Genomic DNA, 25,869 nt, shown 5'->3' with positions numbered 1-25,869 from the left:
CCTAAGCCTCTTACCTCCTAACTCTTCATTCCATTACTCTTCCTTCTGCTACATAGTTCTTCCCCAAAACCCCCATTTTCGCCCTCCTTTTTCTGTTCTGGCTTGTATCGAATATTCTGCCAATGTTAAATAGATGTTCCCTGAACGGGAACAGAAATAAGAAAAAAACATGAAAAAAGAGCCTGAAAAAACCTCTTTCCTCAGCACTCTCTTTCTTCTTTCCCGTGTTCTTTCGAACTGTATAGGAAACGATATGAAAAACACCTGAACACGCTACGGACAAGGGATTGAAGGAATATTGGAGACAAAGAAAAGGGACGGAGTCCTATTGGACCCGCCCCGAATTGATATTGATTTTACGATTGAAAAAACCGATTGAATAACGATTGAGTACATAATAGACTGCTCGCTGCTACTCCCGCTTCCTTTGCCGTTTGGATACCAACTATGTGGCAGTGGGTACCGACTTTTTAGCATGGGGAAGAAGAAAAAGACAGCTATATATAGTAGAAAAAAGAATAGAGAAATAAGAAGCATGGTATTGATCCCACCTTTATTCCGCAAAAGCCCTCGTTACTCGAATATAGTATTTGTATTTGTATTTGTGAAATGTATTTTCCTTTCAATAACATCTACCAATGTAAATTGATTCAGTTTTTTATTTTCAATCATAATCACCCCCAATTTTATTGAGCACTCATTTTATTAACTTTCTAATTACACACTTTGCAAAGTGTTTCTAAATGATAACGGATTACTTCCTTAACCTTTTCTGAGGAGTACACATCAGGTCTTAATAGAGCATGAATTGACAAACCTTCAATCAATGCTGATAGCCTACTTGTTTCTAATTCTACATTAATTGACTCGGGTAAAAGCCCTTGTAAAACTAACATCTGAATCATAGAATTCGCTAATTCATACGTTCCGTTAGTCATTTCATCTTTTTTTTCTTTTAATGTATCACTTGTAATTGAGCGAAGTGCAAAGATCCACCAAACACTCGTTTCAATTTTCTTTTTTTCGTCAATTGGCACAAGCTCTAATAGAACTTCCTCAACTGCTTGCAATGGGTTTTCTGACCAATTTTTACTTTGAGAACGTTTTTTTCCTTCTTCCAGGTAATAATTCATGATAAATAATAACATTTCATCCTGTGTTGAAAAATAATGTCTTAACGCACCAGAGGACATCCCTGCTTCAGTTGCAACTCTGCGTATTGATGCTTTCTCAAACCCTTCTTGCTTAATAATATTCCATGCAGCTTCTGCGATCGACTTCCTCTTTTGCTCATGATTAACAATCTTTGGCATTATTAAAACCACTTCCCTTATTTAACACAGTGTGTTATTATCTTTTTTAGCACATTGTATTATAATAATACCACATATTAAAAAGGAGGTACTATTTAATTGATAGAAACGATTGAAGCAATGATGCCATCTTCATTAATAGACATATCAACAGCCTTAATAATTATTTCCATTTGTGCCTTAGTTGACATATTAAGTCCTGGTGTACTCGCTGTAACAGCCTATTTATTATTGACACAACCTAATCAATTTTCTTCTCGCTTGCTTGTTTTTCTATCTATTACGCAATTAGGCTACTTTGTAATGGGTTTATTACTATACTTTGGTGGAGAATCACTATTGACGAGAATCGAACAATTATCTGAAATTGACTTTATCAATTGGTTTTATATCCTTTTTGGAATGGTTCTTGTTCTAATTAGCTTCAGTAAACCAAAAGATACTACAAAAAAACGTTTAATTTCAATTATACCCACAAACACAACTATCAAAGGGATGATCATATTAGGAAGCATTGTTTTTCTAATTGAATTTGTAACTGCATTGCCTTACTTTTATTCAATTATATTAATGGATCACCTAGCAATAGAGACTACTCCTTCTATCTTAATTATAACTGGGTACAATCTTGTAATGGTGCTTCCTTCACTACTGCTTTTAGGAGTTAATATTGTGCTTAAAGACAAACTACATCAATTTCTAAATAAAATCAGGTCAAAATTAAATGAAGCTCCAATTTCTTCACTCTTAGTAGCGATAGGAGTAGTAGGTGCAGTTTTTTTCAACATCGGTCTTAGAGGCATATTAAATTAAAAAAATTTTAATGAGGTGTTCATCATGAAAGAAATTATTAGTGGACTTAGTTTACTATTCCTTATCCAAGGAGTAGGAGGGCTAATTAATCATCTAACAAATGGAGGTAAAAGCTGGTTTTTAGTTAATTATGTTGATGCCTTTCAAGGATTTGAAATCATTTTAAACATTGTATTTATTATAGTTGGCGGGGTCATAGGTTTAGCATCTCGTAAAAAAGACGACTCTACTAAAAGTGAAAACTAAAATGTACAAATTTACAATACAGCGGAGGAATTCTCACCACTTCCGCTGTTTTCCCTTTACTTTGCCTTTTACAAAAGAAAAGGGACGAAGTCAAACTGGACCCGCCCCCCGAATTTTGATTGATTTTACGATAGAATCAAGATTGAATACATATTTGTTTACCCGCTGGTCTTCCCGCTCTGGATACCAACTATTTAGCAGTAGGTACCGACTTTTTAGCGTGGAAATCAACTTTTTAGCATGGAGATAATTGTTGTCCCCATCGAATAATAACGTTCCCCCGCTCCATCTTCCCCCAATCCCCCTCAAACCCTTGCCACACATGCCCTCACACCCTTTTCTCACCTTTCCCCAATCTCGTTAAAGAATAATAACGTTCCCGCTTTTTTCACCCTTTTTCCTCATTTGTGTAACGATTTTTCACTGAATCCGAAAGAATAATAACGTTCCAGAATAGAGGTAAGATTTAAGGTTGGAGGGAGCGGTTTTTCCCGCTTTCTTTCACACGTTTGCTCATGCCTTTTCTTCTTCTTTTTTGTTGCGAAACCCTGTAGTTACTTGTCTTCTCATGCTTTTCTTCATGCTTTTTCTCATGCTCTTTCTCGCTCTTTCCCCCGCCTTTTTTCGGGCATAAAAAGACCGAAGGTCTGCCTGAATCGGATCAGGAAACCTTCGGATTTAGGAACGTTCTTTTTAGTTAAGGAACGGTTTTATTGTGTAAGAAGCGGTAATTTTAGTTTGAGACATAGTAGGGATAAGGTTTAAGGAAGAAATCATTTCGTTTGTTAGCCCTTATTTCAAGAATGTTTCTGTTGGTTAAGTAACTTTGAAATCCATGAACGGTCAGATGTATTTAATAAATCTAAAACATTCGATGCAACCTTTTCAAAATCTTCTTCTGTTTTTACATTTTCAAAATTAAACCAGATTCCATCTTCATCTTCTGATTTAGCCCCTAACCTATACCGTCTGTTTATATGATGGGCAGTAACTTTATTAAGCGGGACTTGTTCTCCCCAAGACATCGTTACACCTTTAATTGGACAAATTGCTAATTCCACTACAAATGAACCGCCCCATTTGTTAAATTGGAAAGTAATTAAATCAATATTATCTTCATTTTCACGTCTAAAGTGAGGAAATGAGCCTTTAAACCCTTGATTTCTTAATACAGGTATAACAACTTTTTTCAGGGCATTATCCATCATTTTTCTTTCATTCGATGCCACAATATTTCCCCTTACCTTTAGTTTATTCATAATCCTTCTTCATCGTCTAAAAGAACCACTATTCTATTGAACATTCGCACTCGTAGAAAATATAAAGAAGTTACTTATTCTTAACACCTTTTAAATCACCATAATAATCCACAATTTTCTTTAACTCTTTAATGGTTTCTTCAAAAAAACTTTGATCGCTTTCAATTTCGAATTTCAATTTGTTCTCTTGATATGCTTTTTCCTGAAAATAACCGTCTATGGTGATTTGACCTAATTTATCAAATTTAATTTCAATTTTCAGGTTAGTTTCGGAAGTCCAAAACGTAGCAACACCGCTCAATTTACGATAACAACTTGCTAATTGTTCGTGGAACTCATAGATTTCACCAGTAGTAAACCACAGTTCACCATTAACGTAATAATTCCCACTCTTAATTTCTATTCTTCCTTGAACATCATAGCCACCAAAATTACTTGTCAAATCGGGAAAGCCAAATACTTCTTTTAACTCAATTCGTATAAAGCCCTCTTTACCTTTAATGACAAACTCATTCACACTTTTCATCTCATTTCAATTAGGTAGATAGTTAGCTTACTGTTATTAATATGTAGGCGAGTAAATTCTATCGGTATCAGTATCTATAACAAAGTCCACCTTAATAGCCTCTGAATAAGGTATTTGTTCAAAGTTGTAAATTTTGCAAAATACGTCAGAAAAATCCCTTTGCTCAAAGTTCAATTCTTTGGCTTTGAGATACATTTGCTCCAATTGTTGTTTTGAACACTTTTTACCCGTAAGTAGAACTTGTTGAAAGTAACCATCAATTTCAATAATCATAATAATCACCACTGTTTGCTGAACAGTCATATAGCTCAAAATTCTCAATACTTTTCTGTATCATGCATTGCATTATAATAAGGATAAAATAACTAAACACTAAATTTTAACAGAAGCAGACATAGTAGGGAAAAGCTAACCGCCTAAGAACAATCGGAAGCAATATGCATGTTTTCTGCCTGACAACGTAATTCATAAAAATATCTAACTAATTCATGTTCTCCTAAAATAGACACTTCCATATTATGCAATGTTCTTTTTCCTACTCTACGGTCTAACAAACAGAGTATTTTAATTAGGATATCATATGACTTTAGGGATTCTTCAATGGAAGAGTTGAAATATTCCTCTAATGAAGAAAAGAAGTCGTATTGAGCAAAGATACCTTCTTTTTTCAATTGTGTGTGGGCTTGATCTTGTATGAATCTATTTTTTGCTACATCATCATAATCAAAATCATTCAGATTCCTTCTGATATCTCTTTCTCTATAATACTCTTCTCTTTCTGCTGTAATTGTACACATACTTAATTGCTCAACTTTATCAACAGTAATGACAGCCCGACCTAACCCATCATGTGCTTTTCTATAATTAATGACTTGAAAATCCACCCTTGAACGCAAAGGCTCACAGATAAAACTTTTTAAATGTTTCTTGGCTTTACTCCACTTAGGCTGATATAACAATTAACCATCTCCTGATTATTTTATTTAATCGTTCCCTTTTATTGTGTAATACATTTGATGCCTTAATAAACTATAACGGTTGCCATTCTGAATCTTTTTCATCCTTTTCGTTAGGTTTTCTGACAAACTCCATACACTTCTCCTCGCAAGCTCCAAATAAGATGTAGTCTCTTTGTGCCTGCCTTAATGATGGAGTATTTGCACCACCCTCATAATCAACATCATCATACTGAATCCCGTCATCTTCCCAATAACAGATATTGCATATAGCATATGTTCCAGGTGGTTTTTCATCTAATGTTTTATAACCGCAACAAGGACAAGTATATTTCACTTAATCACCTCAGTATAAGAATCACTTTTATTCCATTTCTGTATATGTATTTTTCAATAAGAGAAGGCACTTTTCTTATTCCAAAAGGATTGGAGCATTTCTTTTGATCTAATCACCTGTTCTGAGTTTTCTAAGAACAAAGGACTTTTTTCAATTATAGGATAATAGATTTAGTATTCTTTGTTAGTTGAAGAATACCGTTTCATTAAATGAAATCCCCAAATAGCTATATCTTATATCAACCTTAAATATTGCCTCATGATGAATAACACTAACACCATAAATTTCATCATCCTTAGTGGCAGTACCATCATCTAATTTATTAAAGTACGAAGAAGGGGCTGTACCTTTTTTAAGAACAATATCCCCTATATTCTTAAATCCATATTTTTCTGATTCTTGATTTTCAAAATCATCCGTTATAATGAAACCTTGTACAGCATCACTTTTTTGTACTTTTAATTTTGATGGTTTTTCATTGTTATTAACTGAAACGTCTAAATTCTTCACTTCGAGAAACCCTTTATTACCAATTCCGACAACAACCGATTTTTTATCTTCACTTGAAGCAAGTGTACCAATTTCTATAGGCGGGTTGAATTTTACTAAGGAATAAAGACCACCAATAACTATTACTAAAATTAGAACTGAAAACCAAATTTTCTTCTTCAAATTCTCCCATCCTTTATCGTAATCACTCTTCAACTAACCTGTTCTATGAAAAAATGCGACATTCCTCCGTTTGCTTAGTAAGGTCTAAATTTTTTTAAATTTACTTTGAACTTTAACAAGAACATATTTTTTACTCCACATTTGGGTAGTAGCAATTAATCTTTCTCCCTCTTTTTCAAAGAACAGACCACTACCATCTTTTTCTTTAAATTCCCATCCCTTAGAACCGATCATTTGTTTAATATTTTCATCAGCGATCAAAACACCTTGATTATCTGTTCTGGTAATATACCAAATCGTATCGCCTTCTACTGCAATTTCTACTACTTTACTATCGGAGTTTTCCAATTTTTCAATCGTCTCTTTAGCTGATAAATTATTAATTGGAAGAGAAGGATAGTATAATTTATTTACAAATATGAAAACAACCAAAATAACAATTACAATAGCCGAAATAAATCCAACTCGTTTCAATGAACTCCCCCCTTGTTTTTAAATTGTGATATCTAAATAATTATTCTTCAACTAAACTACGACCTTAGTGAAAGAGTGTCTCCATTATATTTTCATTGAATCACTGTTTCAATCCTTTAGCTCTTAACCTTACAAATACAAATTTGCCTATCATAAAACAAACAATGCCCGCTAAAAATGACAAAATTAAAAGCACTGCACCTCCTGAATTATAAACAATACCAAACGCAACCTCATTTTGGAGCATATGAACATTATCATAAGTATTTATGTCGCTTGGAATATGAGATTTTGTCAGCAAGTATCCTTTAATTATCGTAAATCCAAGGATTAGTACATGAATAATAATCGAAAATATAACTGCATGCAAAATTGTCTTTTTCATCTATTATAAATTACCTTTCTGTTTTGCAAATGAGACAGAAACGAGCATCAACGATAATCATTTTTATAAATTGCATATTTACTTAAACTAATCCATAAAACCTCACTTACCTATTACAATAGTATAATTGGGAATTCGCTGTGCAATCGTTTCAATGGACTTGTTTTCCTCTAAATCTGAAAATAGCAAAAAACCATATGCATCATGGGTAATCGCTATTGACGTTGATTCTTTAGTCATATCTATTAAAATCGTAGAGTATTCGGTCTCTTTACCTTTCCAGTCTTTCCCCAACTTATTTATAATACTTACATTATCAGAACAGGAAAGGATAAATGTGCAATTCGATTCTGCCATCCAGAAAGAGGTACGAATGATCGATTCAAAGGCAACTCCATCCGTTATTTTCACTTTAAATAGGGGAACGTGGTATTTAAGCATTTCACTATCTTCTGTTGAAACATATGCTACATCAGCTAATGAATTTACTTCATACTCTTGGCCTAACCTTTTCAATAATGTTTCAAATTCATCATAATCGTTATAGGTAGTTATAGTTAAGTGGATTGGAAACCTATTTATTTCATGTAGATAATCAATTAACAGCTTCTCAATTTCTTTTACTTCAATATGATATATGTATTTAGGTTCACCTATAATTTCATATCTATCATCATACTTATTAAGACCGCTTATGCTTGAAATATAAACAGTAGCCACTATTATCACCTTCTTAAAATACGATATTTGCATTTTCAAAAAATTACTGGCCAACGCTACTCATTCAAAAAGAGCAATTCAAGACAGCCCAATATTCTTCAACACTTGCTTCCATTTGTTTAAAAGCGATTCTAATAAAATCCAACACATTTTAATAATTCACAATCGTTGTGTACATGTTGCTTTGACCATCAGTGAAGGTAATTTTTTTGTGCCATTCGTCAAATCCATTTATGCAATACTTCCACCATGCATGGAAAATATATAGAAATCCCCTTCGTCTGTTAAAGTCCAACCGTCAAAAAAGGAACTGGCATGGAAGACATCTACAAAGACATTATCACATTGTACGATTAGAAGTGGACACTGTTCGAATAACTGAATATCTTCAATTTTTTTACCAACCAATAGCTCTTTGACCGATTTCCATTCACTTTGGTTAGATTGAATATCTGTTTCTCCTAACAATATTCCTCCTGTATCCCGAATTCGCCAAGGACATTCAATAATTATTGCCCCTTTTTCCAACCTAATAATGAAATGAACTTCTGAATCAATGGCGGTAACTTTCTGTCCAATCAGTTCCTTAAACGTGATCTTACTTATTTTTGTATGCCATAGATTACGTGCATGAGCAACAATCATTTCATAGATCTTATCCAGGGTATAGCCGTAATCGTTATCTCCGTACTGAAAGTCATCTATGGCATCACTGATCTCCTGCCAATTCATCTGTTCTTCGAATAAATCGTTTGCAATTGTACAAGCATAAATCTCTTTCACAATTGACACAGCATTCTTTTTGGGCATTAATAATTGTGAATGTAGGCATTTTAAATGGTAGTCTACACATTGTTCTTTAGAAGGTGCTTCTCTTTGAATACTATTTATTGCATCGACAAACATCTTTTCAATTTCAAATATATTTAATTTCCCTTTCATACTGGCTAATTTCTTAATTTCGAGAAAATCCAAATACAAATAAGAATTTGCCCATCCTACATAATCTGATGCCTGTACTGTACCTGTATATTTCTTGTAGTACAACTCTAAAAGTTCTATATGGAACACCTCAATTCATACTATTCTTGGCAAAAGTACGGCCCACACCAACCCGTTTCGTGCGTTTTTACATAAGTCCAGTTGAATTCCTTATCTACCACGTACACATCTGCTTCATTTAGGAAATCATTTGCATTTAAAGATGAAGCATTTTCAAGAATAAATGCATCATCAGAATGTTGATAGAAAACGTAACAGGACTTCTTTGACTTTTTGTTAAACGCTATGTCGGCTTGTTCTACTTTTAAGCAATTCTTTTTCTCATAACTAAATATGTGCCACAAAAAGTCATAAAGATAAATAGATTTCTTTTCTTGATCGCTGAGATGATTGGCAAAATTGTTTTCCCATCGTTTCCTCAAAAATGTTCCCCATTTGTCTATTTCAGTCACCTTTACTTTTTTGCTTCTAAGCAATGATACTAAGTCCATACGATTTTCCAATAAGACACCTACTTCTCCTTTAACTTTATTAAATTCATTGTTGATTCATCTTATAAGGTAAAGACCGCTTATTTTTGTCCTTTCCTCACCTATTCATCTATTTCATCGTAGGGATTGGCGTATAAATCAATATCAAAATCAGCATTAATGCTATTGGCAAATGCAATTAGAAATTCATCTAAATATAAACCAGGTGTATAACCGTTGTTCATTATGATGACAATGGTGAATCTACATTCTAATCCGAACCGCCTTTTTAAATCATTGATGATTGATGCCTTACCCCCGATTTGATTGATAATTAAATTTAACTGATCACCAACGTCCAATGATTCTTGATAACCTGTACTTAGCTTCCAACGGGTATAACCTCTTACATGATTTTCTGTAGGAGATATTTTCTTTATGATGTCACCTTTTTTATAACTTTCAGTTGGTACGATATCCAATTGTTTTGTTACAGCATCTAATGAAAATTCATCTGCAAACAAACTAAAATACACCATCACTTGCGTTTTCTCCATCAATATCCTCCACTTTTTATTAATTCGTTATGTAAGGAGATTTGAAGTCCTCGACAAATAATCCCGTTTCCTTAACAACCTCTATAGCTTCCGTACAGTCTTCACTCGCCCCAATGTACATATAATAATCGTATCCAAAGTGAACAAAGAATTTCTTCTTATAGCCTAATTTACACCAAATGGCATTCCGTAATGTCAACTTGACTAACTCTCGGACTTCCTGTGCAGTCACCGCTTTTCCTATCCAAATCTTTGATAGAAATTCATTCGTTGATGTTTGATCTCGTCAGACCTTTGCTCTAAGGCAATTACATAAACTCTATTCAAACCCATTTCCGTCATAAATGTCGTGATAGTATTTATGTACTTTTCCTCCGTAGCCTCATACTCCTCCATGCTTATCTTTGTCCCAACTTCTGAAAAACAAGTCCATTCTTCATGGTCAAGATAACTTCCATCAGCATTCCTTTTTAATGGATCATATTTTGTTATTCTCCAATAATTCAATGAATCACTCCCCTTTTGAATAAATCAAACACATCATTTAATCATTTTTTCTATTGATTCCAAGTTTTGTTTCCAATTGAGAATGTGTAATGATCGTTACATGTTCCAGATTAATTTCGGGTATATCCGCTCCTGAAATCTCTTCACCAATGATTGCTATAGTAAAAGGAGAACTTTCAAAAATAGTTTCAACCAACTTTGCATACAGCTCAACAACCTTACTTAGCCAAGGGTTTAACTCTTTTGTAAGAGGATATCTATATGGAAATTTTTCTTCAAGTATAGCTTGTGGAATTGAAATATCTAACCAATCAGACTCACCATGAACCCTAATTATGCTAATCACACAAGGTAACTGATTACTTGCTGTTAGAGTTATGGTTCCATAAAATAAATGAACACTCTCCTCTTCAATATTTATAGGAAGAGGAACAGGAGACGTTTGATAATCACTTTTTTCTACCCACATTCCATTAAAAAAATCACATTGGTATAATGAGTCCAGAGCATCATTTAGCTTTTTATGATCACCTGATGGATGATACTCAATTGAAAGTTCATAAAATCCACCAGTCCATATTTCAGGGTTAATATAGTCTGCATACTTCATTCATTTTTTCTCCTATTTTGATGCGTTGATTTCTTTTGTTCTGTTTCAGGCTCCCATCTAACAAATGCCCATTCGTGTATTGTATTAACAGTTAATGGTGTTGGATGGAAGATGTATTCCTCTTGAACCTCATTAATGTTAGGGAAATCAGATAACACTTCAGTGCAAGCAACACTTAACACTTCCTTTTCATCCTCTGTTGGCTCATGATCGAAAAAAGCCTGCCATAACAGCCGATTATTTGTTAAAATTACTTTTAATCCTCTCAAATTTTCAGGAATTGCACCGATTAAAGCCCGATGTAGGCTTAATACTAATGAGTTGTTCATTGGAAGCCTCCTTCCTCTCACTCAATATTTTCAAACTGTCTTTTATCGTCAGCTCTACAAACATTCCTATCACTTACACAAACACACAAACACTTTACAATGCCCCATATATCTACTACTCTATTATTTCAATTAAGTCAGTGTGAATCTTTACGAAATACGTTTCTAATAATTCTCTCAGTTTTTCATTGAGATGATAGTATTCATTGTCTGCTTTTTCGATAACGCTATAAAATTCCTTTTCGTCAATCTCGTCATTTTCTAAGGCAACGTACAAGTCCCACATTTCTTTTCCATACTTTCTCTCAATCAGTACATACTCATGTGCATCTATTTTATCAAGAACACCGATCAGTTCTTCCAAATAACGAGTGATTCCTACTCCTTCTACATGGTCTGAATTCCATCTTAAAAAACTTTCATGACCTCCACTTTCCATTTCGGAATAGTATTGAAGAACAGTAAATGCTTCATAAGCTACTTTATTTTCTAATTGATAGGCAGATTCAAGTAGCACATCACTAACGGCGTTCCAAATATCATCTTTATTTAATAAGTCTGATCTTTTTAATTTAGGCTTCTTATCCATATTTGGGGGCACCTTTCCATACTTTGTTGCCCAAGACAACAATTCTTTCTGTTAAATACTTATCACTGTCAATCAAGCTACAAATCATCTAACGCTATCACTTCCCCGTTTGATGCATTCACCCCATACTTGCAATCTAATTTCCCGCATAAAACGTATTGTTTTTGTTTAAAGTCATACACATAGTAAGATTTTAACTCAAACAAATCTTTAAGTTTTTCATAGGCTTCTTCTTTTGTGATTGTTACCTTGTCAGGTGCTTGAAAGTCATTAAAGGTCTCCAACATCGGTTTACTATCCATGTAATTTACAACTTGAAAACTTTTTGGATCTATGAAGACCTTTATTTTCCGCTGAAATACACGAACATCCTGAATATTCGCTTTCAATGTAACGTGAATATACCCTTTATCACGATAACAGTGTTTTAATACCCAATTCCCTGATTCACTTGGATATTCCCGCCGTAAAAGGTTTTTAACTGCTATCATACATTTCTCTTGTTCTATCTCTGTAATGGGGAATGAATCAGGAGATGGCTCACATGAAAATGCTTGTTCTGCTGTAAGATCTTCAATCCATTTGATTTCTTTCCGTTCAAACGGTTGATTCATTGGTTCATCCCAATAAATTGTTTGATCGATATTCAAAAAATAATTTTCATCTGCAAAAACCTCAAACGGAATCGTTGTTGTCCCATCATTTGTAACAAAAATCTCTTCCAATGCATATATAGGGTATAATTTTTTCTGTTCATAGGAAGGATATTCAATCAACTTCAATTGTTCCTTTCCCAAATCTTCTAATCGATCAAGAGAAAGAGTATATTTTTCTTTCTTAATCAGCTCTTTTGAAGGAAATTCACCATGCATTGAAAACATAGTGAGCTTCCCTTCTTCGTTAAACTTGATGTCAATATATCCAGGAGGTGAAACGGCAACACCATCAAAACACGACATAAAGTTAAGTTCCCCTTCATCTTCTCTTACCCATTGGAATTGTTCCCCATACGATAATCCTGTTTCACACTCAACCCATTTTATAACGGCTTCCTTATTAAGATTGCTAAATGTAATCCCGTCTTCTGCATAAGGCTTACCTTTTGCAAAAATACGTTCAAATTTAAGACTTTTCAAGTTGATTTCAAAACTTACTGTCCCCTCTGGATTTAGTCCATCATCATCTTGTACAGCATCATTGGGGAACCACTCCATGGACAATGTATAAATTGTCTCATTGAAGATATCTACACTCCGATAAAACTGTTGTTCATGTAAATAATAGTTACTTAGTCCGAACTTTTTCTGCGTAAACTCAACTAATTCTTGTATTCTTAAATCCATTCGCTATGACCTCACTTGCAACTTATTTTGAAACATTCAGATACCGCATCAATAACTATAGCTCTACTATACTTTTAGGAAAATTAGAAAGTTCTTATACTAAATAGATTAATTATATGGTCTAACTACTTCTCCTTGGATTGGTTCAGAACTACCTTCAAGTTGGATACGAATAGATTTACCAGTATAATAATCAAACGAATCCATGACTTGAAAGTGCAAATGAGGCTCTGAGGAATTTCCAGAGTTTCCACATAATCCAATCACTTGCCCCTGTTGTACATGATCTCCAACCTTAACAAGAATCGAGTTTTGTTTTAAATGGGCAAGCATGCTGTATTCATTATTTGGATGTCTAATCACAACACAATTTCCTTCTGGCTGACTTTCATCCATTTCACCTGGCACATTGTCCTTCACACCTTCTATTACTTTTACCACCTCGCCATCAAACGGAGCGACTATTTCTTTATTGAAAGCATAATAGTTTTCATTCTTAGTAGGTGCATCACGATAGGATTGACCATCTTTCATAATGACCAAATCATATGCGTATCTTTGAGTTTCATAAACATAATGGTAATTAATAAATTGATTTGTTCCTCCCCAAAAAACAAACCATTCTTCTTTTATTGGCATGATATAAGTATTCTCAGTGTATCGGTTATCACTTTCTGGATAAGAAACAAATGGAGCAAGAAGCAAACTTTGAATGGTGTAATCTTCATCAAATGCTACACTAATTGCCTTTTCCCTCTCATTGTCTAACCATAAAAATTGCTCAATATGTTTACCTAAACGGTTACTCATTTCTAAGTTATACTGCTTAACTTCAAGATTAAAAGACTCTCCTAACTCTATGAATTGCTCCAATATGACCAACTGTTTAAAATCCTTAGAGGTTTGTTGATATATAGTGGAAAACTCTCCATTCAAAAAACTTTTTCCAAATTCGTCAGGAATAATCCTTTTTTCTTTTCCCTCTTTCATAAATATCACCTCATATCCTATTGTCCTCACTCTATCTAAAACCGTTTTTCCTGTTTGCATAAGATTTCGCACTGGTAGATGATATGAATTTTATTTTATATTTACCGCCAATTTCTTGTTTCACCTTTTCCGTTAATACGAATCCCATTTGATTAAATTTATCTTCCAGTTCAATCCCATTAGGAAGCAATTTATCTGAATCCCAATCAATCCATTCTCCATACTTTGTTGCCCAAGACAACAATTCCTCTGCTAATCTATCTGAAATCGGAACATCTTCTAAGTCGAGATTGCCACCGCACCTATTACACCAAATTGGATCTGCCCCAACATCTCCTTCTATTTTTAAATCATTTGTTTCTTCACTATCACAACAACAGTTCAAGCGTTTTCACCTCTATTCAATTTAACAACTTTAAAGTTTCCTTATTTTTTCTCCCGACTTAATGATGATATTTACACCTGTTGAACTACCCTGTTCAATATGATTTTCCATATTTGAAACGTCTATATTTGACTCAATTTTCACTGTTTTTCTTTCATTTCCCTTTAGCTTCACCTCATACGGATCATTGTTGTTCATGAGTGAAACCATGAGTACATCATCTTCAAAATAGTATTTTTCATAAAATTCAATGGTGAATTGGACATCATTCCTACTGTAATTTTCAAAAGGAAGTTCACATTCTCCACGCAATGTTGTTTCACCGATCATTTCAAATTGACAGTTGCTCCAATCACGCTCATAAGAAACAGCATAAATACCTGTTGCAAATGTTTTTTGAAACGAACTGGCAATCATCGATGGTGCGAATAAAGCGAGAACAATGGCAACCAAGACAACACGCCCATGATATTTTTCTACCGATTTGGTAAGGAAATACAAACTTGCAATCAATAAAGCTAATGAAGCAATTCCTACATAATGTAATCCATTAACAGATTGAACTGGTATATTCAATACCGATGCGACAGTCTCACCATAAGGACTTTCGTGTGGAAAAGGGAAATTTAGGACAAGAGATGCAATAAAAAGAATAAGAGAAAGATATAACATTTTTTTACTTTTCATCATAAGGAACACATCCTTTTATCCAGAATTAGTTAAAAATTGTTTTCACTATGTATCTACGAAACTTAAATGATTTTGGTATCACATTTTTCAATTATTTTGACTATTTCATTTAACTAAATTTACTCTTTGGGATTTGTGGCAGAATTTTAAAAGGGAAATTCAATAAATAAGGGCATTATCCCAGTGATAATGCCCACGTTTTTAGAAAAAACCTAAACTCAATCCAACGTAAATTAATCCTGAAACAACTGCAAAACCTGAGAAGAATAAAACCTTTTGGAGATTTGACCAGTTCTTCATCCATCCCCATCTTTTTTTATCAACATCGAACCAAAAGAAATCCGCAATAATAGCTAAAACAATTATGATAATCACAATAAAAGAATTCATATTGTTATAACTCCGTTCCTTTTCGATCATAGCTAACTTGATAATCGAAGTATTTTTCCTTTAGCAAACGTCTTCCTCTAAAAAGTCTATTCTTAATGACACCAATATTTTCATTTAAAGTCTCACTAATTTCTTTATAGGAATACTGTTTAAAATAAAAAAGTAAAATCGGTTCCTTGTATTGGTTAGGTAAAGAATTAACTGTGTGGCATAACCATTCCTTCTCAAACTTTTCTATTGCTTCAATTTCTGCCGAGTCAGTATTTGCTACTTTAATTTCTTCGAGATATTCAATTAACATAGGAGATTTTATCGTTTTACTTCGAAAATAATCGATGCATTGATTATAAGTAATTTTATATAACCACGATCTAATAGAAGATCTTTTTTCGAACGAGTCCAACTTTAGAAATATCTTAATGAATACCTCCTGCATAATATCGTCAACTATTATCCAGTCACGAACAATTTTGTAGGCAAAATAGCGTAATTCTTTTTCATATTCATTAATTAACTCTTCTAAGTCTGTTTCACATAAACCGTGAGATGGAACAAGAGTCTTTATGTTCCCTTTTTCTTCTAATACAACCAATGTTCCTCACTCGCTTACCAATTCCCTAATATTTGTTAATATTATGGTAACACAACTTTGGAAATTGAGGGAAACAGATTACCAGTCTATTACATAATTATTACATTAGTGTATCAACTTTGCATAACAGGTCTTTAATCACTGACAATCACTCCCTTAACTATTTGACCTTGTGCGTCTCTTAAATACGAAAAATAAAACAATACCGATGGCTATAACTACTGCACCCCATATATATAACCCATTTCCTTCCTGCTTATCTGTTAAATCAACTTCTTCAATCGGAGGCTGTCCTTCCCCAAGTATCGCCAAATCTTCCTCTGAGGAACCCAATTCATTCGTACGATCGCAAATGATTGTTACAAGCGTTTTTTTTCCATACATAGTTGATTCGTAAGCATAGACCAAATACTCTTCCCCTTCTTTAAAGTCATATCCACAGTCTCCACCACCTTGTCCAGTGGTAATGATTATTTGTGATTGCTCTACACCCTTCCAGGTGTTCGTTACTTCAAAGAGGACTGATTTAGTCGTATATCCTTTTAAACTTCGTTTCTCTCGTATATCAATAACTTTCCCACTAAATACGGCTTTTGAACGTTCAAATTCTTCTTCTACACCTGGTAATTCTGCACACGAACAAGCACTTGTTATCGAAGGAAATGAGCCTATAAATATAATACCAATGATTATACAAACGAGAATTGGAATTGCCATTTTCAAATAATCACCTCAATCTCTCTGAATATATCATTTGAACACCGATTTCCTCATTTCTTTAAATACATCAAGAAATAGCTGAGTAAATAGGCAAAGCATGTAACCCCAAATAAAGCAAAAATGCTTGGAGTCATCGTTACATATAAACTGATTGGTAACGACCATATAAAAGCAATTAACAATAATACTTTTTTAGAGATTAAAGAAGAAATAATTGCTAAACAAGCAGGAATACATAGCATGAAAAACGTATTTAAAATGGGTTCAATATCAGTTGTATTTGAATAAGGATTGAAGAAGCTAAAGATAACCCATAAGCAAATTGAAAACGCCCCTGAAATTACTCCCAACATAGCTGACACTTTTGGAATTTCTCACACCCCCTCATAACCTCATTTTTAGGTTTCTATGGAGCAAAAGGTACAAAGTATCGAAACATAAAAGCCGTAAACGCTAAAACTGAAATTGTGCATATGCAAGCTAAATGCAACAGGATATACATAATTTTACTTTTTCCTTTAACGAAAAATGAATAGATAAAGCCAAATAATGGGTTAAGCATTAAGAAAGGTAAAGAAATTGCAATTGTCGCTTTACCAATCATATGTACAATCCTTGAATCTACTCCTGATAACCTCAATACACACAAGAGTAAAACAGTAACAACTATAGTAGCGATTAGGGAAATTAACGCAACCTTAGACGGCTTTCGGAAAAACTTATTCATGCAATCCTCCTTATTCGTTTCTTTATCGACAGTACTTCTACCAATCCTTATTTTTCGTTAATAGATCAATCATCCTTTGATGGTATTCAGGCTTTTCCTCTTCCGCATCGAAGGTAATTTTCCGATCAACATATTCATCAGACCAAGAAAAGTCTATATTATCTGTCCAACTAACTAAAAATATCTTTTCAATATTTCTGTGCTTAAATAAATCATCCATAATGCTCTGTTTATTACTGTCTTTCGTTACAGAATCAAACGGATAAACAACAGCGAAATTGAAACTGTTAGGAGAACTCCTCCATGTTCGAGGGTTAATGGTGTCAACAAACATTGTGTTACTTCCTAAATTGTATGCAACACCCGTCTTAAAGTTTTTATTAGCCCTAAAGAATGTGCTTAAATTCTGCATTGAGTTGGCTCTAAATAATATTCTGCTCCCTTTGAATAAATCATTTATAGTCCTTAAAACTAAAGGATGTTTCTCATTTTGAAAAGTCCCAGTTAATAAAGCACATTTTTCATCAGACTCAATAAACTCGATAATACTTTCCATAGCCATTTTTCTCGTATTCATACATAAACCTCCATTTTTAATTAGAATTGATTTATACTGTGTGAGCCTCTATAATTACGCCTTGAAGTTACTATCAAATTAACTAATTAAAAATGATAGTCATATTCAACAACTACAGACATCATTAATCAAAACTCATCTAACCTACAGCTAGTAGTGTACCTTCAATATACTGGGACATTATATGTGTTGTAAAAATAAAACAACAAGTTAATAACTATATTCCCCTGCCAAAATGTCCTTCCCCGCCTTCATCTCCCCCTCACTCCCCCCAAACCCTTGCGACTCTAAGCCTCTTCCCTCTTATCTCGCCTTTTTTCTTCATTCCATTATGTTATATAGTTCTTCCCCAAATCCCCCATATTCGCCCTCTTTTTTCCTTCTCGGGTTGTATCGAATATTCTGACAATGTTAAAGAGTTGGTACCGATAATGGAGGAAAGAATCAGGAGAAAAGAAAGGAAAATGATTGAAAAACCAGCGAAAAAGAACTAAAACCCTACGGGTTTATACAGTGAGGAAAACAACAGAATAGACACAAGAGAAATTGAGAAAGGATGGTTTGAACCGTTATGAGACAAGGGATTGAGGGGCTATTGGTAAAAAAGAAAAGGGACGAAGTCCTATTGGACCCGCCCCGAATTGATATTGATTTTTGATTGAAAAAACCGATTGAAAAACGATTGAATACATAAAAATCTGACCGCTGCTCTGACCGATTCCTTTGCCGTTCGGATACCAACTATTTAGCATTGGGTACCTACTTTTTAGCATGGGGAAGAGGATTTTAACAGCTATATAAAAGGAGATGGTTGAGACCCATATTGGACAAGGAATTGAGAGGATATTGAACAAAGAAAAAGACTGAACCCTGGTATTGGATTCAGCCTGAATTTGTATTGATTTTTGATTGAAAAAACCGATTGAATAATGATTGAAAAACCAACCGAGTACATATTGTATCTCCCGTTTTTCTCATCGTTCTTTTCCCGCTTAGAAACCAACTTAGTTACAGCAGGGAAGAACAAAGTTACATGCGAACCGAGAAAGTTACAGGGATATACTAATATTCCCCTGTCTTTTTGTCCTTCCCCGCCCCTCCTCTCCCTCTCACTCCCCTCAAATCCTTGCGGCTCTAAGTCCCATCCCTCTTTCCTCTTCTCTCCCCCACTCTTTCTTCTGCTTTATTGTTCTTCCCCAAAACCCCCATTTTCGCCCTCTTTTTTCCGTTCTGGCTAGTATCGAATATTCGGACAATGTTAAATAGATGTTCCCTGAACGGGAACAGAAATAAGAAAAAAACATGAAAAAAGAGCCTGAAAAAACCTCTTTCCTCAGCACTCTCTTTCTTCTTTCCCGTGTTCTTTCGAACTGTATAGGAAACGATATGAAAAACACCTGAACACGCTACGGACAAGGGATTGAGGGGATATTGGACAAAAGAAAAAGGGACGAAGTCCTACTGGACCCGCCCCGAATTGATATTGATTTTTGATTGAAAAAACCGATTGAGTAACGATTGATTACATAAAGATCTGACCGCTGCTCTTCCCGCTTCCTTTGCCGTTTGGATACCAACTATTTAGCAGTAGGTACCGACTTTTTAGCGTGGGGAAGAGGAAAGTAACAGCTACACATAATAGAAATAAGAAGAAGGAGATAGGTATAGTGCAATACTACACCTCTAAGAACATAATGGACTCCTTACATCCCTTCCCTGTTTTAAATTAACTTCTTAATACTAATTTTTGATCCTCTATGAGATAAACACAATCAGCTACTCTATCGACAAAGGTTTGATCATGCGATACAAATAGTACAGTTCCTTCATATCCTTTTAAAAACCGTTCCAACGCTTCAATACAAAAAACATCCAAAAAGTTCGTGGGCTCATCCAAAATGAGTATATTGTATCTTCCTAAGAATAACTGACACAATAATAGACGAATAGCCTCTCCGCCACTTAAATTACAAACATTCTTTTTTAAATCATTTCCTGTAAAACTCATTGAGTGTAGGACAGAACGAATTTTACTTTCGTCGTAATAACTTCTATCTTTCATAAAGTCCAGTACCGTTTCATCTTTGGTAAACTGATAGTCCATTTGTTCATAAATGCCGATAACAGCTTTTGGCGAAATCGTAATCCCTTCACCACGCTGTAAAATATGGCGAAGCAACGTTGTTTTGCCTGAACCGTTTTTACCTGTAATAGCAATGGTCTTGCCTAACGGGAATTGAAAGCTCGATTCATCAAGAAGGGGCTTCCCCCCCGCCTTTAGCCTTAACTGATCTGCCATTATCGGAAATTTATTGTGTAACTGAAGAGCATTTGACTGGTGAAATCGAATGACTTCCTCTTCTTTAGGTGCTTCTACCGCTTCAAGCTGTTCCACTCGCTGCTCTATTGCCTTTGCTGCCCGCTGGACTGCCTTCTGACTTGTATCCTTGGATTTCGTCATAAACATTTTATTCGCCTTTGCTTTTGTTTCCTTTTTAGAAATATGTCCATTTTCCTGTGTGATTTTTGTAGCCTTCTTCATTTTTTCCCCTGCAGCTTTCATAAGACGTGATTTTTCTTTAACGTACTTTTCATGTTGTTCCCACTGCTGCCTTTTCTGAAGCTCAATTTGTGCTATATAATCCGAATAGTTCCCTGTATATTCCGTTACTAATCCATCTTCCACTTCCCAAATCTTTGTCACAAGTTTATCTAGTACATATCGGTCGTGACTCACTATGATTAGAGCACCATAATAGTAGGTCAATTCCTCAATAAAAAACTGGATACCATCTGCATCAAGATGCGTTGTCGGTTCGTCAATTAATAATCCTTCATGATAGTTTGAGAAAATTTGGGCTAACTTTAGTCTTGTCTGTTCTCCACCGCTATAGTTCTCAATTTCCGTTTCTGGAATAGACAGTTTCCCTTTTAAACCGTAATCTACCTTGGTTTTCCCTGGGATCGTTAGTTGATCAAAATAGGCAAAATCTATAAATCGTTTCACTAGACCTTTTTCCGGCTTAATTTGACCATCTATAAGTTTTAACAAGGTACTCTTTCCAGCACCATTTTTTCCAACAATTCCAATCCGGTCAAACTGGTGCACGGCCAGTCGTGGGATGTTTAATACCACTCTATCTAAGAATGAAAGTTCAATATTATCCATTTCAATACATACATTTTCCATTAAATTCTCCCCCCTTGCGTCAGCTTATTTATTCCGACCAAAATATCTAAATCAACAGTAACCTCAGAAATACCTCGATTTATAATTCGATCAATATCATCCTCGCTCGTGTTCCAGGTAAGGGGAGACATTTGAACTAAATTAATTAACTCTGTTTGGGTTAATTTCTTGATATAACTGAGATTGAGTACATCTACCAGATGGAAATGATGGTTAAACAGTGATACTGTTTCATCATTTTTATAAGAACTTTTGTCTGTATTATCGAATAGTGCTTCTCGTAATTCTTTTAGATAATTAGAACGAGGTACAACCTTAATAACGAGACCATTTGGAACTAAAGTCCTTTTGAACTCCTTATAATTTGCAGGAGAAAGGATATTCAAAATATAATGGCATGATTGATCCGCTAAAGGCGAGTTTGCCAAATCACCGACAAGCCAGGCGGTTTCTTTGTACTTACTTGCAGCCATTCGTATGCCCTCTTTTGAAATATCTAAACCAATTCCTGCAAATGTTTCATTCTTACATTCATCTAAGATCCTTTGTAAATGTGATCCCTCTCCACACCCTGCATCAAAAATTATAATTTCACCCTTTAAAGCATTCATATTTCCAATGATAATTTCTGAAATCCTCTTGTGTAGGAGGGCAAAAAGATTGCTTTCCATAATGACCTTTTGTCGTGCTTTAAATAATTCCTTGTCATAATGGCTATTTGCAGAACGAGTCATCATGTTTACATAGCCTTGTTTCGCAAAATCAAACGTATGATTATTCAAGCAGACTAGGCTTTTTAAATGAGTGACCTTCATTGGACTTTTACAAATCGGACAACTAAATACATGAACATATTTATTAACTAATTCAGCACTTTTTTCTTTTTTAGTCATGGTTTCTCTTCCTTTCAAATAAAAAAATCACAAGCATCTGCCTGTGATTTGAGAGTAAAGGGAAAGAGACCCATCCTTATTCTATTAGGGGGGCTATTAAAAGCCGTCAGCAAATAAAACCTGCCCTTGATCTAAACAACGAAAGGTTAAATTAGACAAAAATAAAGAAAGGCAAATAAGTCGCCTTTCCTTACATTACATATTTTCCACACAAAACAGGCAATAAGGATCCACCCATAAGTTGATTGGGGGAAATAAATTGCTGGATGTGGTGAATAACTATGAAATGAAGATTATTAAAAAAGGACAGACTAATCCCATTTACTCTGCATACACAAACAGAGCCTTTGACCGTATTCAATTACTGGTTCAAAGTTGGGAATCGTAGTCTCATAAAATGTGTCATTTTTTAATAATCCTCCTTAACGTTTAAGATTCACTATTAATTGTAGACTGACTTACAGAAAAAGTCAAAGGTAAATAGTGCTTTTACAATTAGAGGCGGTTATTTACCCTCAACTTGATATTTGTTTTAGTATCATTTCCGTATCCGACATAAGGTTATGTAACATTTTAACAGCTTCACTCGTATGATCTGAATCGGAAGAAATTAATGTAACAATCTGGTCGATGCTTTCCTTGTAATTTTTTGGTTTCTTATTAAAGCTCACAATCATCCGGACTGCTTTCTTCTCATTAATACAGTATTCTTCATTTAAAGCAAATAATACTTGATTTAAACATGAAATGGTTCGGAAGCAGTGCCCCATAACATATGAAATATCATCCTTATCCACATTGTCCTTCGCAAACATTAAAGAAAAAGATGCTTCAAACATAAAATTGAACTGCGCCCTAAATTTCGGACAGTTTAATAAAAGTAACCCTGCTATTTAAGCAGCGATTAGATGACTTCGGTATTCTGCCGGAGTCATCTTTTTTAAATTCCATTGTCTTCTTGATGCATTATAGAAAATCATATATTGATTAACTAATTGTTTTAGTTCTTCAAATGTATGAACTTCTTTATAGTCCATTTCATCTTTCATATGTCCAAAGAAGGATTCCATTGGTGCATTATCGATACAGTTCCCTCTACGTGACATAGATTGTTTCAAATTCATCTGTTTCACCCTTTTTTGAAATTCTGGATGCGTGTAATGGAAACCTTGATCAGAGTGTATCATGGCTTCTGGATGTATATTATTCCCTAATTTCTCTTCTAATTTTGCTAGAGTATTGTAAACAATCGACATTTTCAATGTTTGTGATAATTCATATGCCACTATTTCACGTGTAGCGACATCCTTAACACAGGATAGATAGGCTGTTTTTCCTCGATACTTTAAATAGGTAATGTCAGTTAAAAATACTTTTTCCGGCTCGTCTTGTGTAAATTCACGGTTTAATCTATTTGGTAATGTCTTATGTTCTTGAGTAGCTTTTGCAATATTTTTATATGGGTTTGCACGTCGCACTTTCGCAAAGAAATTATACTTGCGCATTAGACGGCGTATTTTCTTTGGGTTCATTGGGTTTTCAAGTAATTCACATACTTTCATATAAAGTCCACGATAGCCAACTTTCCCTTTGAATGCATCATAGATGCACTTTAAAAAGAGATAATCCTCATAATCATTGTTCTCTCGAATGGCATGTTTTTCAGTATTCCGCAGCCATGCATAATAACCACTGCGACTAACATGTGCGACAGTACATAGCTCAGAGACACTATTGATTAGTTGATATTTACGAATTACTTCATTGATGACTGCGTATTTTTCATGTGGAGCTACTTGTGTTTCTTCGCCTTCCTTTCGAGTTCCTCTAGCTTTTTTAGTAATTCAATTTCAGCTTCGAGATAACGAATACGAGCCTCTGCTTTTTCTAGCTTCTTATCAGCGGATAACTCACTAGTTGTTGGTCTTCCCGTACTTCCTTTTCCTCGACGTTCTTCCAAAAAACCATTTTCTCCATATTGATTAAAAGTATTTCTCCAACGCTTCAAAGCTGATTTAGCTTTTTTAGGGCCAATCATTTCAAGATCAAACCCATTTTCTATAAAGATTTGAGTAGGTCCTTTCCCAGCTAAGTTCTCATTTACTGCTTTAATTTTAAATTCAGGTGTATATTGAATCGCTCGGTCAGATACTGAAGCAACATTGGGATTGGCTTCTAATAGTTGACGTTGATGTTCATTAAAATAGATTTTACTCATAAGATAACTCCCGTTCAAATTAATTATGTTAAGTATAACGGGCTTTTCCCATAGAAAAAACCCCGAATAGGGCACTTTTTTTTAAGTGTCTACTATTCGGGGTTCAGTTCAAATAGCCGATTATGGCATCCTTTAATGGTTTTGGATAAGGGCTAGTCTTAGCTTTTAAATCTGAAATTTGATTGATACGTTCAAACAATATTTTGCAAATGGAGATTTCCCCCATATACATAACATTTAGATAGGCATGTGGATGTCCCGTATGATAGTGGGTGGACACTTTACCTGATAAGCATTCATCGACTACCTGTGATACTCTTTTAATATCACGAAAGATCAAATCAACATGGTACCCTTGGACAACAATCCAACCACCGCCATTAATCCAGGCACCCCACTCACCTAAAGATGTAACCAAGTTTTCTCTATGATCATCATCCAATCTAGTAGCAGCTTCACTAACCCATCTGACATCAAACCCTGCCGATGTATCATAATATATTCCAATATCTATATCGGAAGTTGGGTGATTCGTACCTCTTGATCTTGATCCTCCTAATACCACTCCAACAATGCCCGGGACATCTTTTAATTCATTGTTAATTTCATGTAAAATGTTTTCTACGCTCAACAATTTTCAACTCCTATTTTTATCCTATGGTTAATAACATTCACTCAGTTATCATCGAAACAATCGGTTTTTCCCAAATAATCCCCATTGCCCAATTCATTCTACGAAAGGTACAGTTAGGCAATAATTTTCCATATATCTCATAGTATTTCTGTTCTGAAAGGTACTTGTCAGATGCTAAATGTTCGAGCCACGACTTTGAAGTGTTATACTTGAATACTCTCACAGCATTTTTCACACCGAATTTGAAACAGTTAGGAAGAAATTCTTGGATTGCTCCTAATATGTAAACGTACGTTGGTGGGGTTTCAACCTTAGACACATTATCAAGAATAACAATTTTCCCACCTTCGTACAGCAATTCTTTCATTTGATTAATTACAATTGATATATCCCTCAAATGATGGAAAGTCGTCCTGCTTACGATATAATCAAACTTATACCCCAAACTAAGATTTTCTGCATCCATCTTCAAGTATGAAATATTCGAACACTGACGCTTCTTGTTGGCAAACTCAAGCATCCCTTCCGATATATCAATACCAACTACCTCGCTAAAGTAATTGGATAATTCATAGACTAATATTCCCGTCCCACATCCAATATCTAATGCTCTCCCTTTTTCTATTGGCATATTAGCAATAAAAAAGGTATTGTCATTCAGAAGATTAGTTACAAAGTCATACTCTTCAGCCACTTTATCAAACTGTGATCCTGTAATACTCATATGTTCACCCCCTCCTATTCAACAATGGGAT

The 25,869-nt window shown here is 34.5% G+C and carries 35 protein-coding genes and 1 pseudogene; 2 read left to right on the top strand and 34 right to left on the bottom strand.

All coding sequences use genetic code 11. The annotated features are described in order from the left end of the window. Window positions 1-713: 713 nt before the first annotated feature. Window positions 714-1,313 (bottom strand): TetR/AcrR family transcriptional regulator, encoded by a 600-nt coding sequence (locus MHI39_RS01335; protein ID WP_341116787.1) that lies wholly within the window; start codon window positions 1,311-1,313, stop codon window positions 714-716. Window positions 1,314-1,412: 99 nt separating this feature from the next. Here MHI39_RS01335 and MHI39_RS01330 point away from each other — a divergent pair, with 99 nt between their 5' ends. Further along, complete coding sequence (locus MHI39_RS01330; protein ID WP_341116789.1) at window positions 1,413-2,126, top strand: GAP family protein; 714 nt, start codon at window positions 1,413-1,415, stop codon at window positions 2,124-2,126. A gap of 24 nt (window positions 2,127-2,150) precedes the next feature. Then, window positions 2,151-2,372 (top strand): hypothetical protein, encoded by a 222-nt coding sequence (locus MHI39_RS01325; protein WP_099354670.1) that lies wholly within the window; start codon window positions 2,151-2,153, stop codon window positions 2,370-2,372. A 797-nt stretch (window positions 2,373-3,169) separates the two neighbouring features. On the opposite strand, the gene MHI39_RS01320 is transcribed toward MHI39_RS01325, so the two are convergent. The 33 genes and pseudogenes from MHI39_RS01320 to MHI39_RS01160 form a co-directional block, all read right to left on the bottom strand. After that, complete coding sequence (locus MHI39_RS01320; protein ID WP_189655310.1) at window positions 3,170-3,601, bottom strand: DUF4304 domain-containing protein; 432 nt, start codon at window positions 3,599-3,601, stop codon at window positions 3,170-3,172. A 100-nt stretch (window positions 3,602-3,701) separates the two neighbouring features. Continuing rightward, the gene (locus MHI39_RS01315) at window positions 3,702-4,148 is read right to left on the bottom strand and encodes a hypothetical protein (protein WP_116353939.1); all 447 of its coding nucleotides are present in this window, start codon (window positions 4,146-4,148) and stop codon (window positions 3,702-3,704) included. 45 nt (window positions 4,149-4,193) lie between these two features. Then, a complete protein-coding gene (locus MHI39_RS01310) occupies window positions 4,194-4,430 on the bottom strand; it encodes a hypothetical protein (RefSeq protein WP_189655309.1) in 237 nt (78 codons plus the stop codon). Window positions 4,431-4,573: 143 nt separating this feature from the next. Next, complete coding sequence (locus tag MHI39_RS01305) at window positions 4,574-5,116, bottom strand: hypothetical protein (RefSeq protein WP_341116796.1); 543 nt, start codon at window positions 5,114-5,116, stop codon at window positions 4,574-4,576. Window positions 5,117-5,186: 70 nt separating this feature from the next. Further along, a complete protein-coding gene (locus MHI39_RS01300; protein WP_342540525.1) occupies window positions 5,187-5,450 on the bottom strand; it encodes a CPCC family cysteine-rich protein in 264 nt (87 codons plus the stop codon). Window positions 5,451-5,633: 183 nt separating this feature from the next. Then, on the bottom strand, window positions 5,634-6,122 hold the full coding sequence (locus tag MHI39_RS01295; RefSeq protein ID WP_116353936.1) for a hypothetical protein: 489 nt from the start codon (window positions 6,120-6,122) through the stop codon (window positions 5,634-5,636). A gap of 84 nt (window positions 6,123-6,206) precedes the next feature. Further along, window positions 6,207-6,596 carry a hypothetical protein gene (locus MHI39_RS01290; protein ID WP_284561386.1) on the bottom strand — a complete coding sequence of 130 codons (390 nt, stop codon included), beginning with the start codon at window positions 6,594-6,596 and terminating at the stop codon, window positions 6,207-6,209. A gap of 100 nt (window positions 6,597-6,696) precedes the next feature. Beyond that, complete coding sequence (locus tag MHI39_RS01285; protein ID WP_116354780.1) at window positions 6,697-6,981, bottom strand: hypothetical protein; 285 nt, start codon at window positions 6,979-6,981, stop codon at window positions 6,697-6,699. 102 nt (window positions 6,982-7,083) lie between these two features. Further along, a complete protein-coding gene (locus tag MHI39_RS01280; protein WP_342540524.1) occupies window positions 7,084-7,701 on the bottom strand; it encodes a hypothetical protein in 618 nt (205 codons plus the stop codon). A gap of 231 nt (window positions 7,702-7,932) precedes the next feature. Then, complete coding sequence (locus MHI39_RS01275) at window positions 7,933-8,772, bottom strand: hypothetical protein (protein WP_223254543.1); 840 nt, start codon at window positions 8,770-8,772, stop codon at window positions 7,933-7,935. Between the two features lie 11 nt (window positions 8,773-8,783). Then, window positions 8,784-9,194, bottom strand: a complete 411-nt coding sequence (locus MHI39_RS01270) for a DUF4275 family protein (protein ID WP_116354781.1) — start codon at window positions 9,192-9,194, stop codon at window positions 8,784-8,786. Between the two features lie 101 nt (window positions 9,195-9,295). Then, window positions 9,296-9,730 carry a DUF4279 domain-containing protein gene (locus MHI39_RS01265; RefSeq protein WP_342540523.1) on the bottom strand — a complete coding sequence of 145 codons (435 nt, stop codon included), beginning with the start codon at window positions 9,728-9,730 and terminating at the stop codon, window positions 9,296-9,298. A 19-nt stretch (window positions 9,731-9,749) separates the two neighbouring features. After that, window positions 9,750-9,962, bottom strand: coding sequence for a hypothetical protein (locus tag MHI39_RS01260; RefSeq protein WP_342540522.1), 213 nt, complete (start codon window positions 9,960-9,962; stop codon window positions 9,750-9,752). 8 nt (window positions 9,963-9,970) lie between these two features. Beyond that, the gene (locus tag MHI39_RS01255; protein WP_342540521.1) at window positions 9,971-10,237 is read right to left on the bottom strand and encodes a hypothetical protein; all 267 of its coding nucleotides are present in this window, start codon (window positions 10,235-10,237) and stop codon (window positions 9,971-9,973) included. A 37-nt stretch (window positions 10,238-10,274) separates the two neighbouring features. Beyond that, complete coding sequence (locus tag MHI39_RS01250; protein ID WP_116354776.1) at window positions 10,275-10,847, bottom strand: hypothetical protein; 573 nt, start codon at window positions 10,845-10,847, stop codon at window positions 10,275-10,277. After that, window positions 10,844-11,176, bottom strand: coding sequence for a hypothetical protein (locus tag MHI39_RS01245; RefSeq protein ID WP_116354775.1), 333 nt, complete (start codon window positions 11,174-11,176; stop codon window positions 10,844-10,846). The genes MHI39_RS01250 and MHI39_RS01245 overlap by 4 nt, the downstream gene beginning before the upstream one ends. 115 nt (window positions 11,177-11,291) lie before the next feature. Further along, window positions 11,292-11,765, bottom strand: coding sequence for a hypothetical protein (locus MHI39_RS01240; protein WP_116354774.1), 474 nt, complete (start codon window positions 11,763-11,765; stop codon window positions 11,292-11,294). Window positions 11,766-11,842: 77 nt separating this feature from the next. Then, complete coding sequence (locus MHI39_RS01235) at window positions 11,843-13,108, bottom strand: hypothetical protein (RefSeq protein ID WP_116354773.1); 1,266 nt, start codon at window positions 13,106-13,108, stop codon at window positions 11,843-11,845. A 108-nt stretch (window positions 13,109-13,216) separates the two neighbouring features. Continuing rightward, the gene (locus MHI39_RS01230; protein ID WP_116354772.1) at window positions 13,217-14,098 is read right to left on the bottom strand and encodes a M23 family metallopeptidase; all 882 of its coding nucleotides are present in this window, start codon (window positions 14,096-14,098) and stop codon (window positions 13,217-13,219) included. Between the two features lie 31 nt (window positions 14,099-14,129). Then, window positions 14,130-14,483 carry a hypothetical protein gene (locus MHI39_RS01225; protein ID WP_341116806.1) on the bottom strand — a complete coding sequence of 118 codons (354 nt, stop codon included), beginning with the start codon at window positions 14,481-14,483 and terminating at the stop codon, window positions 14,130-14,132. A gap of 30 nt (window positions 14,484-14,513) precedes the next feature. Further along, window positions 14,514-15,173 carry a hypothetical protein gene (locus MHI39_RS01220; protein WP_116354770.1) on the bottom strand — a complete coding sequence of 220 codons (660 nt, stop codon included), beginning with the start codon at window positions 15,171-15,173 and terminating at the stop codon, window positions 14,514-14,516. Window positions 15,174-15,374: 201 nt separating this feature from the next. Then, entirely contained in the window at window positions 15,375-15,563 is a 189-nt protein-coding gene (locus MHI39_RS01215) for a hypothetical protein (protein ID WP_116354769.1), read from the bottom strand. A gap of 4 nt (window positions 15,564-15,567) precedes the next feature. Next, window positions 15,568-16,155 (bottom strand): RNA polymerase sigma factor, encoded by a 588-nt coding sequence (locus MHI39_RS01210; RefSeq protein ID WP_339217016.1) that lies wholly within the window; start codon window positions 16,153-16,155, stop codon window positions 15,568-15,570. A gap of 156 nt (window positions 16,156-16,311) precedes the next feature. Then, window positions 16,312-16,872 carry a hypothetical protein gene (locus MHI39_RS01205; RefSeq protein ID WP_116354767.1) on the bottom strand — a complete coding sequence of 187 codons (561 nt, stop codon included), beginning with the start codon at window positions 16,870-16,872 and terminating at the stop codon, window positions 16,312-16,314. Between the two features lie 53 nt (window positions 16,873-16,925). Then, window positions 16,926-17,228 carry a hypothetical protein gene (locus MHI39_RS01200; RefSeq protein WP_116354766.1) on the bottom strand — a complete coding sequence of 101 codons (303 nt, stop codon included), beginning with the start codon at window positions 17,226-17,228 and terminating at the stop codon, window positions 16,926-16,928. Window positions 17,229-17,281: 53 nt separating this feature from the next. Beyond that, window positions 17,282-17,602 carry a hypothetical protein gene (locus tag MHI39_RS01195; RefSeq protein ID WP_342540520.1) on the bottom strand — a complete coding sequence of 107 codons (321 nt, stop codon included), beginning with the start codon at window positions 17,600-17,602 and terminating at the stop codon, window positions 17,282-17,284. Window positions 17,603-17,639: 37 nt separating this feature from the next. Beyond that, window positions 17,640-18,179, bottom strand: a complete 540-nt coding sequence (locus tag MHI39_RS01190; RefSeq protein ID WP_284561396.1) for a hypothetical protein — start codon at window positions 18,177-18,179, stop codon at window positions 17,640-17,642. A 1,726-nt stretch (window positions 18,180-19,905) separates the two neighbouring features. Further along, on the bottom strand, window positions 19,906-21,369 hold the full coding sequence (locus MHI39_RS01185; protein ID WP_342540519.1) for an Msr family ABC-F type ribosomal protection protein: 1,464 nt from the start codon (window positions 21,367-21,369) through the stop codon (window positions 19,906-19,908). Beyond that, window positions 21,369-22,262, bottom strand: a complete 894-nt coding sequence (locus tag MHI39_RS01180) for a putative RNA methyltransferase (protein WP_342540518.1) — start codon at window positions 22,260-22,262, stop codon at window positions 21,369-21,371. The genes MHI39_RS01185 and MHI39_RS01180 overlap by 1 nt, the downstream gene beginning before the upstream one ends. 515 nt (window positions 22,263-22,777) lie before the next feature. Further along, window positions 22,778-23,101, bottom strand: a complete 324-nt coding sequence (locus tag MHI39_RS01175; RefSeq protein WP_342540517.1) for a hypothetical protein — start codon at window positions 23,099-23,101, stop codon at window positions 22,778-22,780. A gap of 54 nt (window positions 23,102-23,155) precedes the next feature. Next, a protein-coding gene (locus tag MHI39_RS01170; protein ID WP_139254896.1) for an IS3 family transposase occupies window positions 23,156-24,480 on the bottom strand; the annotation gives its coding sequence in 2 pieces (ribosomal slippage) (window positions 23,156-24,102 and window positions 24,102-24,480; 1,326 coding nt in all). 112 nt (window positions 24,481-24,592) lie between these two features. Next, a pseudogene (locus MHI39_RS01165) lies at window positions 24,593-25,111 on the bottom strand (nucleotidyltransferase domain-containing protein); the annotation flags it as partial. A gap of 40 nt (window positions 25,112-25,151) precedes the next feature. Beyond that, on the bottom strand, window positions 25,152-25,838 hold the full coding sequence (locus tag MHI39_RS01160; RefSeq protein ID WP_342540516.1) for a methyltransferase domain-containing protein: 687 nt from the start codon (window positions 25,836-25,838) through the stop codon (window positions 25,152-25,154). Window positions 25,839-25,869: the final 31 nt, after the last annotated feature.

Origin of the sequence: Heyndrickxia sp. FSL K6-6286 (assembly GCF_038630395.1) — a bacterium.
Taxonomy (GTDB): domain Bacteria; phylum Bacillota; class Bacilli; order Bacillales; family Bacillaceae_C; genus Heyndrickxia; species Heyndrickxia oleronia.
This window is presented reverse-complemented; position numbering and strand designations above follow the sequence as displayed.

Excerpts from the sequence above, each read along its gene's own strand:
- MHI39_RS01335 (WP_341116787.1), bottom strand. The coding sequence starts at position 1,313 with ATGCCAAAGATTGTTAATCATGAGCAAAAGAGGAAGTCGATCGCAGAA.
- MHI39_RS01325 (WP_099354670.1), top strand. The coding sequence starts at position 2,151 with ATGAAAGAAATTATTAGTGGACTTAGTTTACTATTCCTTATCCAAGGA.
- MHI39_RS01310 (WP_189655309.1), bottom strand. The coding sequence starts at position 4,430 with ATGATTATTGAAATTGATGGTTACTTTCAACAAGTTCTACTTACGGGT.
- MHI39_RS01285 (WP_116354780.1), bottom strand. The coding sequence starts at position 6,981 with ATGAAAAAGACAATTTTGCATGCAGTTATATTTTCGATTATTATTCAT.
- MHI39_RS01270 (WP_116354781.1), bottom strand. The coding sequence starts at position 9,194 with ATGGACTTAGTATCATTGCTTAGAAGCAAAAAAGTAAAGGTGACTGAA.
- MHI39_RS01265 (WP_342540523.1), bottom strand. The coding sequence starts at position 9,730 with ATGGAGAAAACGCAAGTGATGGTGTATTTTAGTTTGTTTGCAGATGAA.
- MHI39_RS01250 (WP_116354776.1), bottom strand. The coding sequence starts at position 10,847 with ATGAAGTATGCAGACTATATTAACCCTGAAATATGGACTGGTGGATTT.
- MHI39_RS01245 (WP_116354775.1), bottom strand. The coding sequence starts at position 11,176 with ATGAACAACTCATTAGTATTAAGCCTACATCGGGCTTTAATCGGTGCA.
- MHI39_RS01240 (WP_116354774.1), bottom strand. The coding sequence starts at position 11,765 with ATGGATAAGAAGCCTAAATTAAAAAGATCAGACTTATTAAATAAAGAT.
- MHI39_RS01235 (WP_116354773.1), bottom strand. The coding sequence starts at position 13,108 with ATGGATTTAAGAATACAAGAATTAGTTGAGTTTACGCAGAAAAAGTTC.
- MHI39_RS01230 (WP_116354772.1), bottom strand. The coding sequence starts at position 14,098 with ATGAAAGAGGGAAAAGAAAAAAGGATTATTCCTGACGAATTTGGAAAA.
- MHI39_RS01220 (WP_116354770.1), bottom strand. The coding sequence starts at position 15,173 with ATGATGAAAAGTAAAAAAATGTTATATCTTTCTCTTATTCTTTTTATT.
- MHI39_RS01215 (WP_116354769.1), bottom strand. The coding sequence starts at position 15,563 with ATGAATTCTTTTATTGTGATTATCATAATTGTTTTAGCTATTATTGCG.
- MHI39_RS01205 (WP_116354767.1), bottom strand. The coding sequence starts at position 16,872 with ATGGCAATTCCAATTCTCGTTTGTATAATCATTGGTATTATATTTATA.
- MHI39_RS01200 (WP_116354766.1), bottom strand. The coding sequence starts at position 17,228 with ATGTTGGGAGTAATTTCAGGGGCGTTTTCAATTTGCTTATGGGTTATC.
- MHI39_RS01195 (WP_342540520.1), bottom strand. The coding sequence starts at position 17,602 with ATGAATAAGTTTTTCCGAAAGCCGTCTAAGGTTGCGTTAATTTCCCTA.
- MHI39_RS01190 (WP_284561396.1), bottom strand. The coding sequence starts at position 18,179 with ATGAATACGAGAAAAATGGCTATGGAAAGTATTATCGAGTTTATTGAG.
- MHI39_RS01185 (WP_342540519.1), bottom strand. The coding sequence starts at position 21,369 with ATGGAAAATGTATGTATTGAAATGGATAATATTGAACTTTCATTCTTA.
- MHI39_RS01180 (WP_342540518.1), bottom strand. The coding sequence starts at position 22,262 with ATGACTAAAAAAGAAAAAAGTGCTGAATTAGTTAATAAATATGTTCAT.
- MHI39_RS01175 (WP_342540517.1), bottom strand. The coding sequence starts at position 23,101 with ATGTTTGAAGCATCTTTTTCTTTAATGTTTGCGAAGGACAATGTGGAT.
- MHI39_RS01160 (WP_342540516.1), bottom strand. The coding sequence starts at position 25,838 with ATGAGTATTACAGGATCACAGTTTGATAAAGTGGCTGAAGAGTATGAC.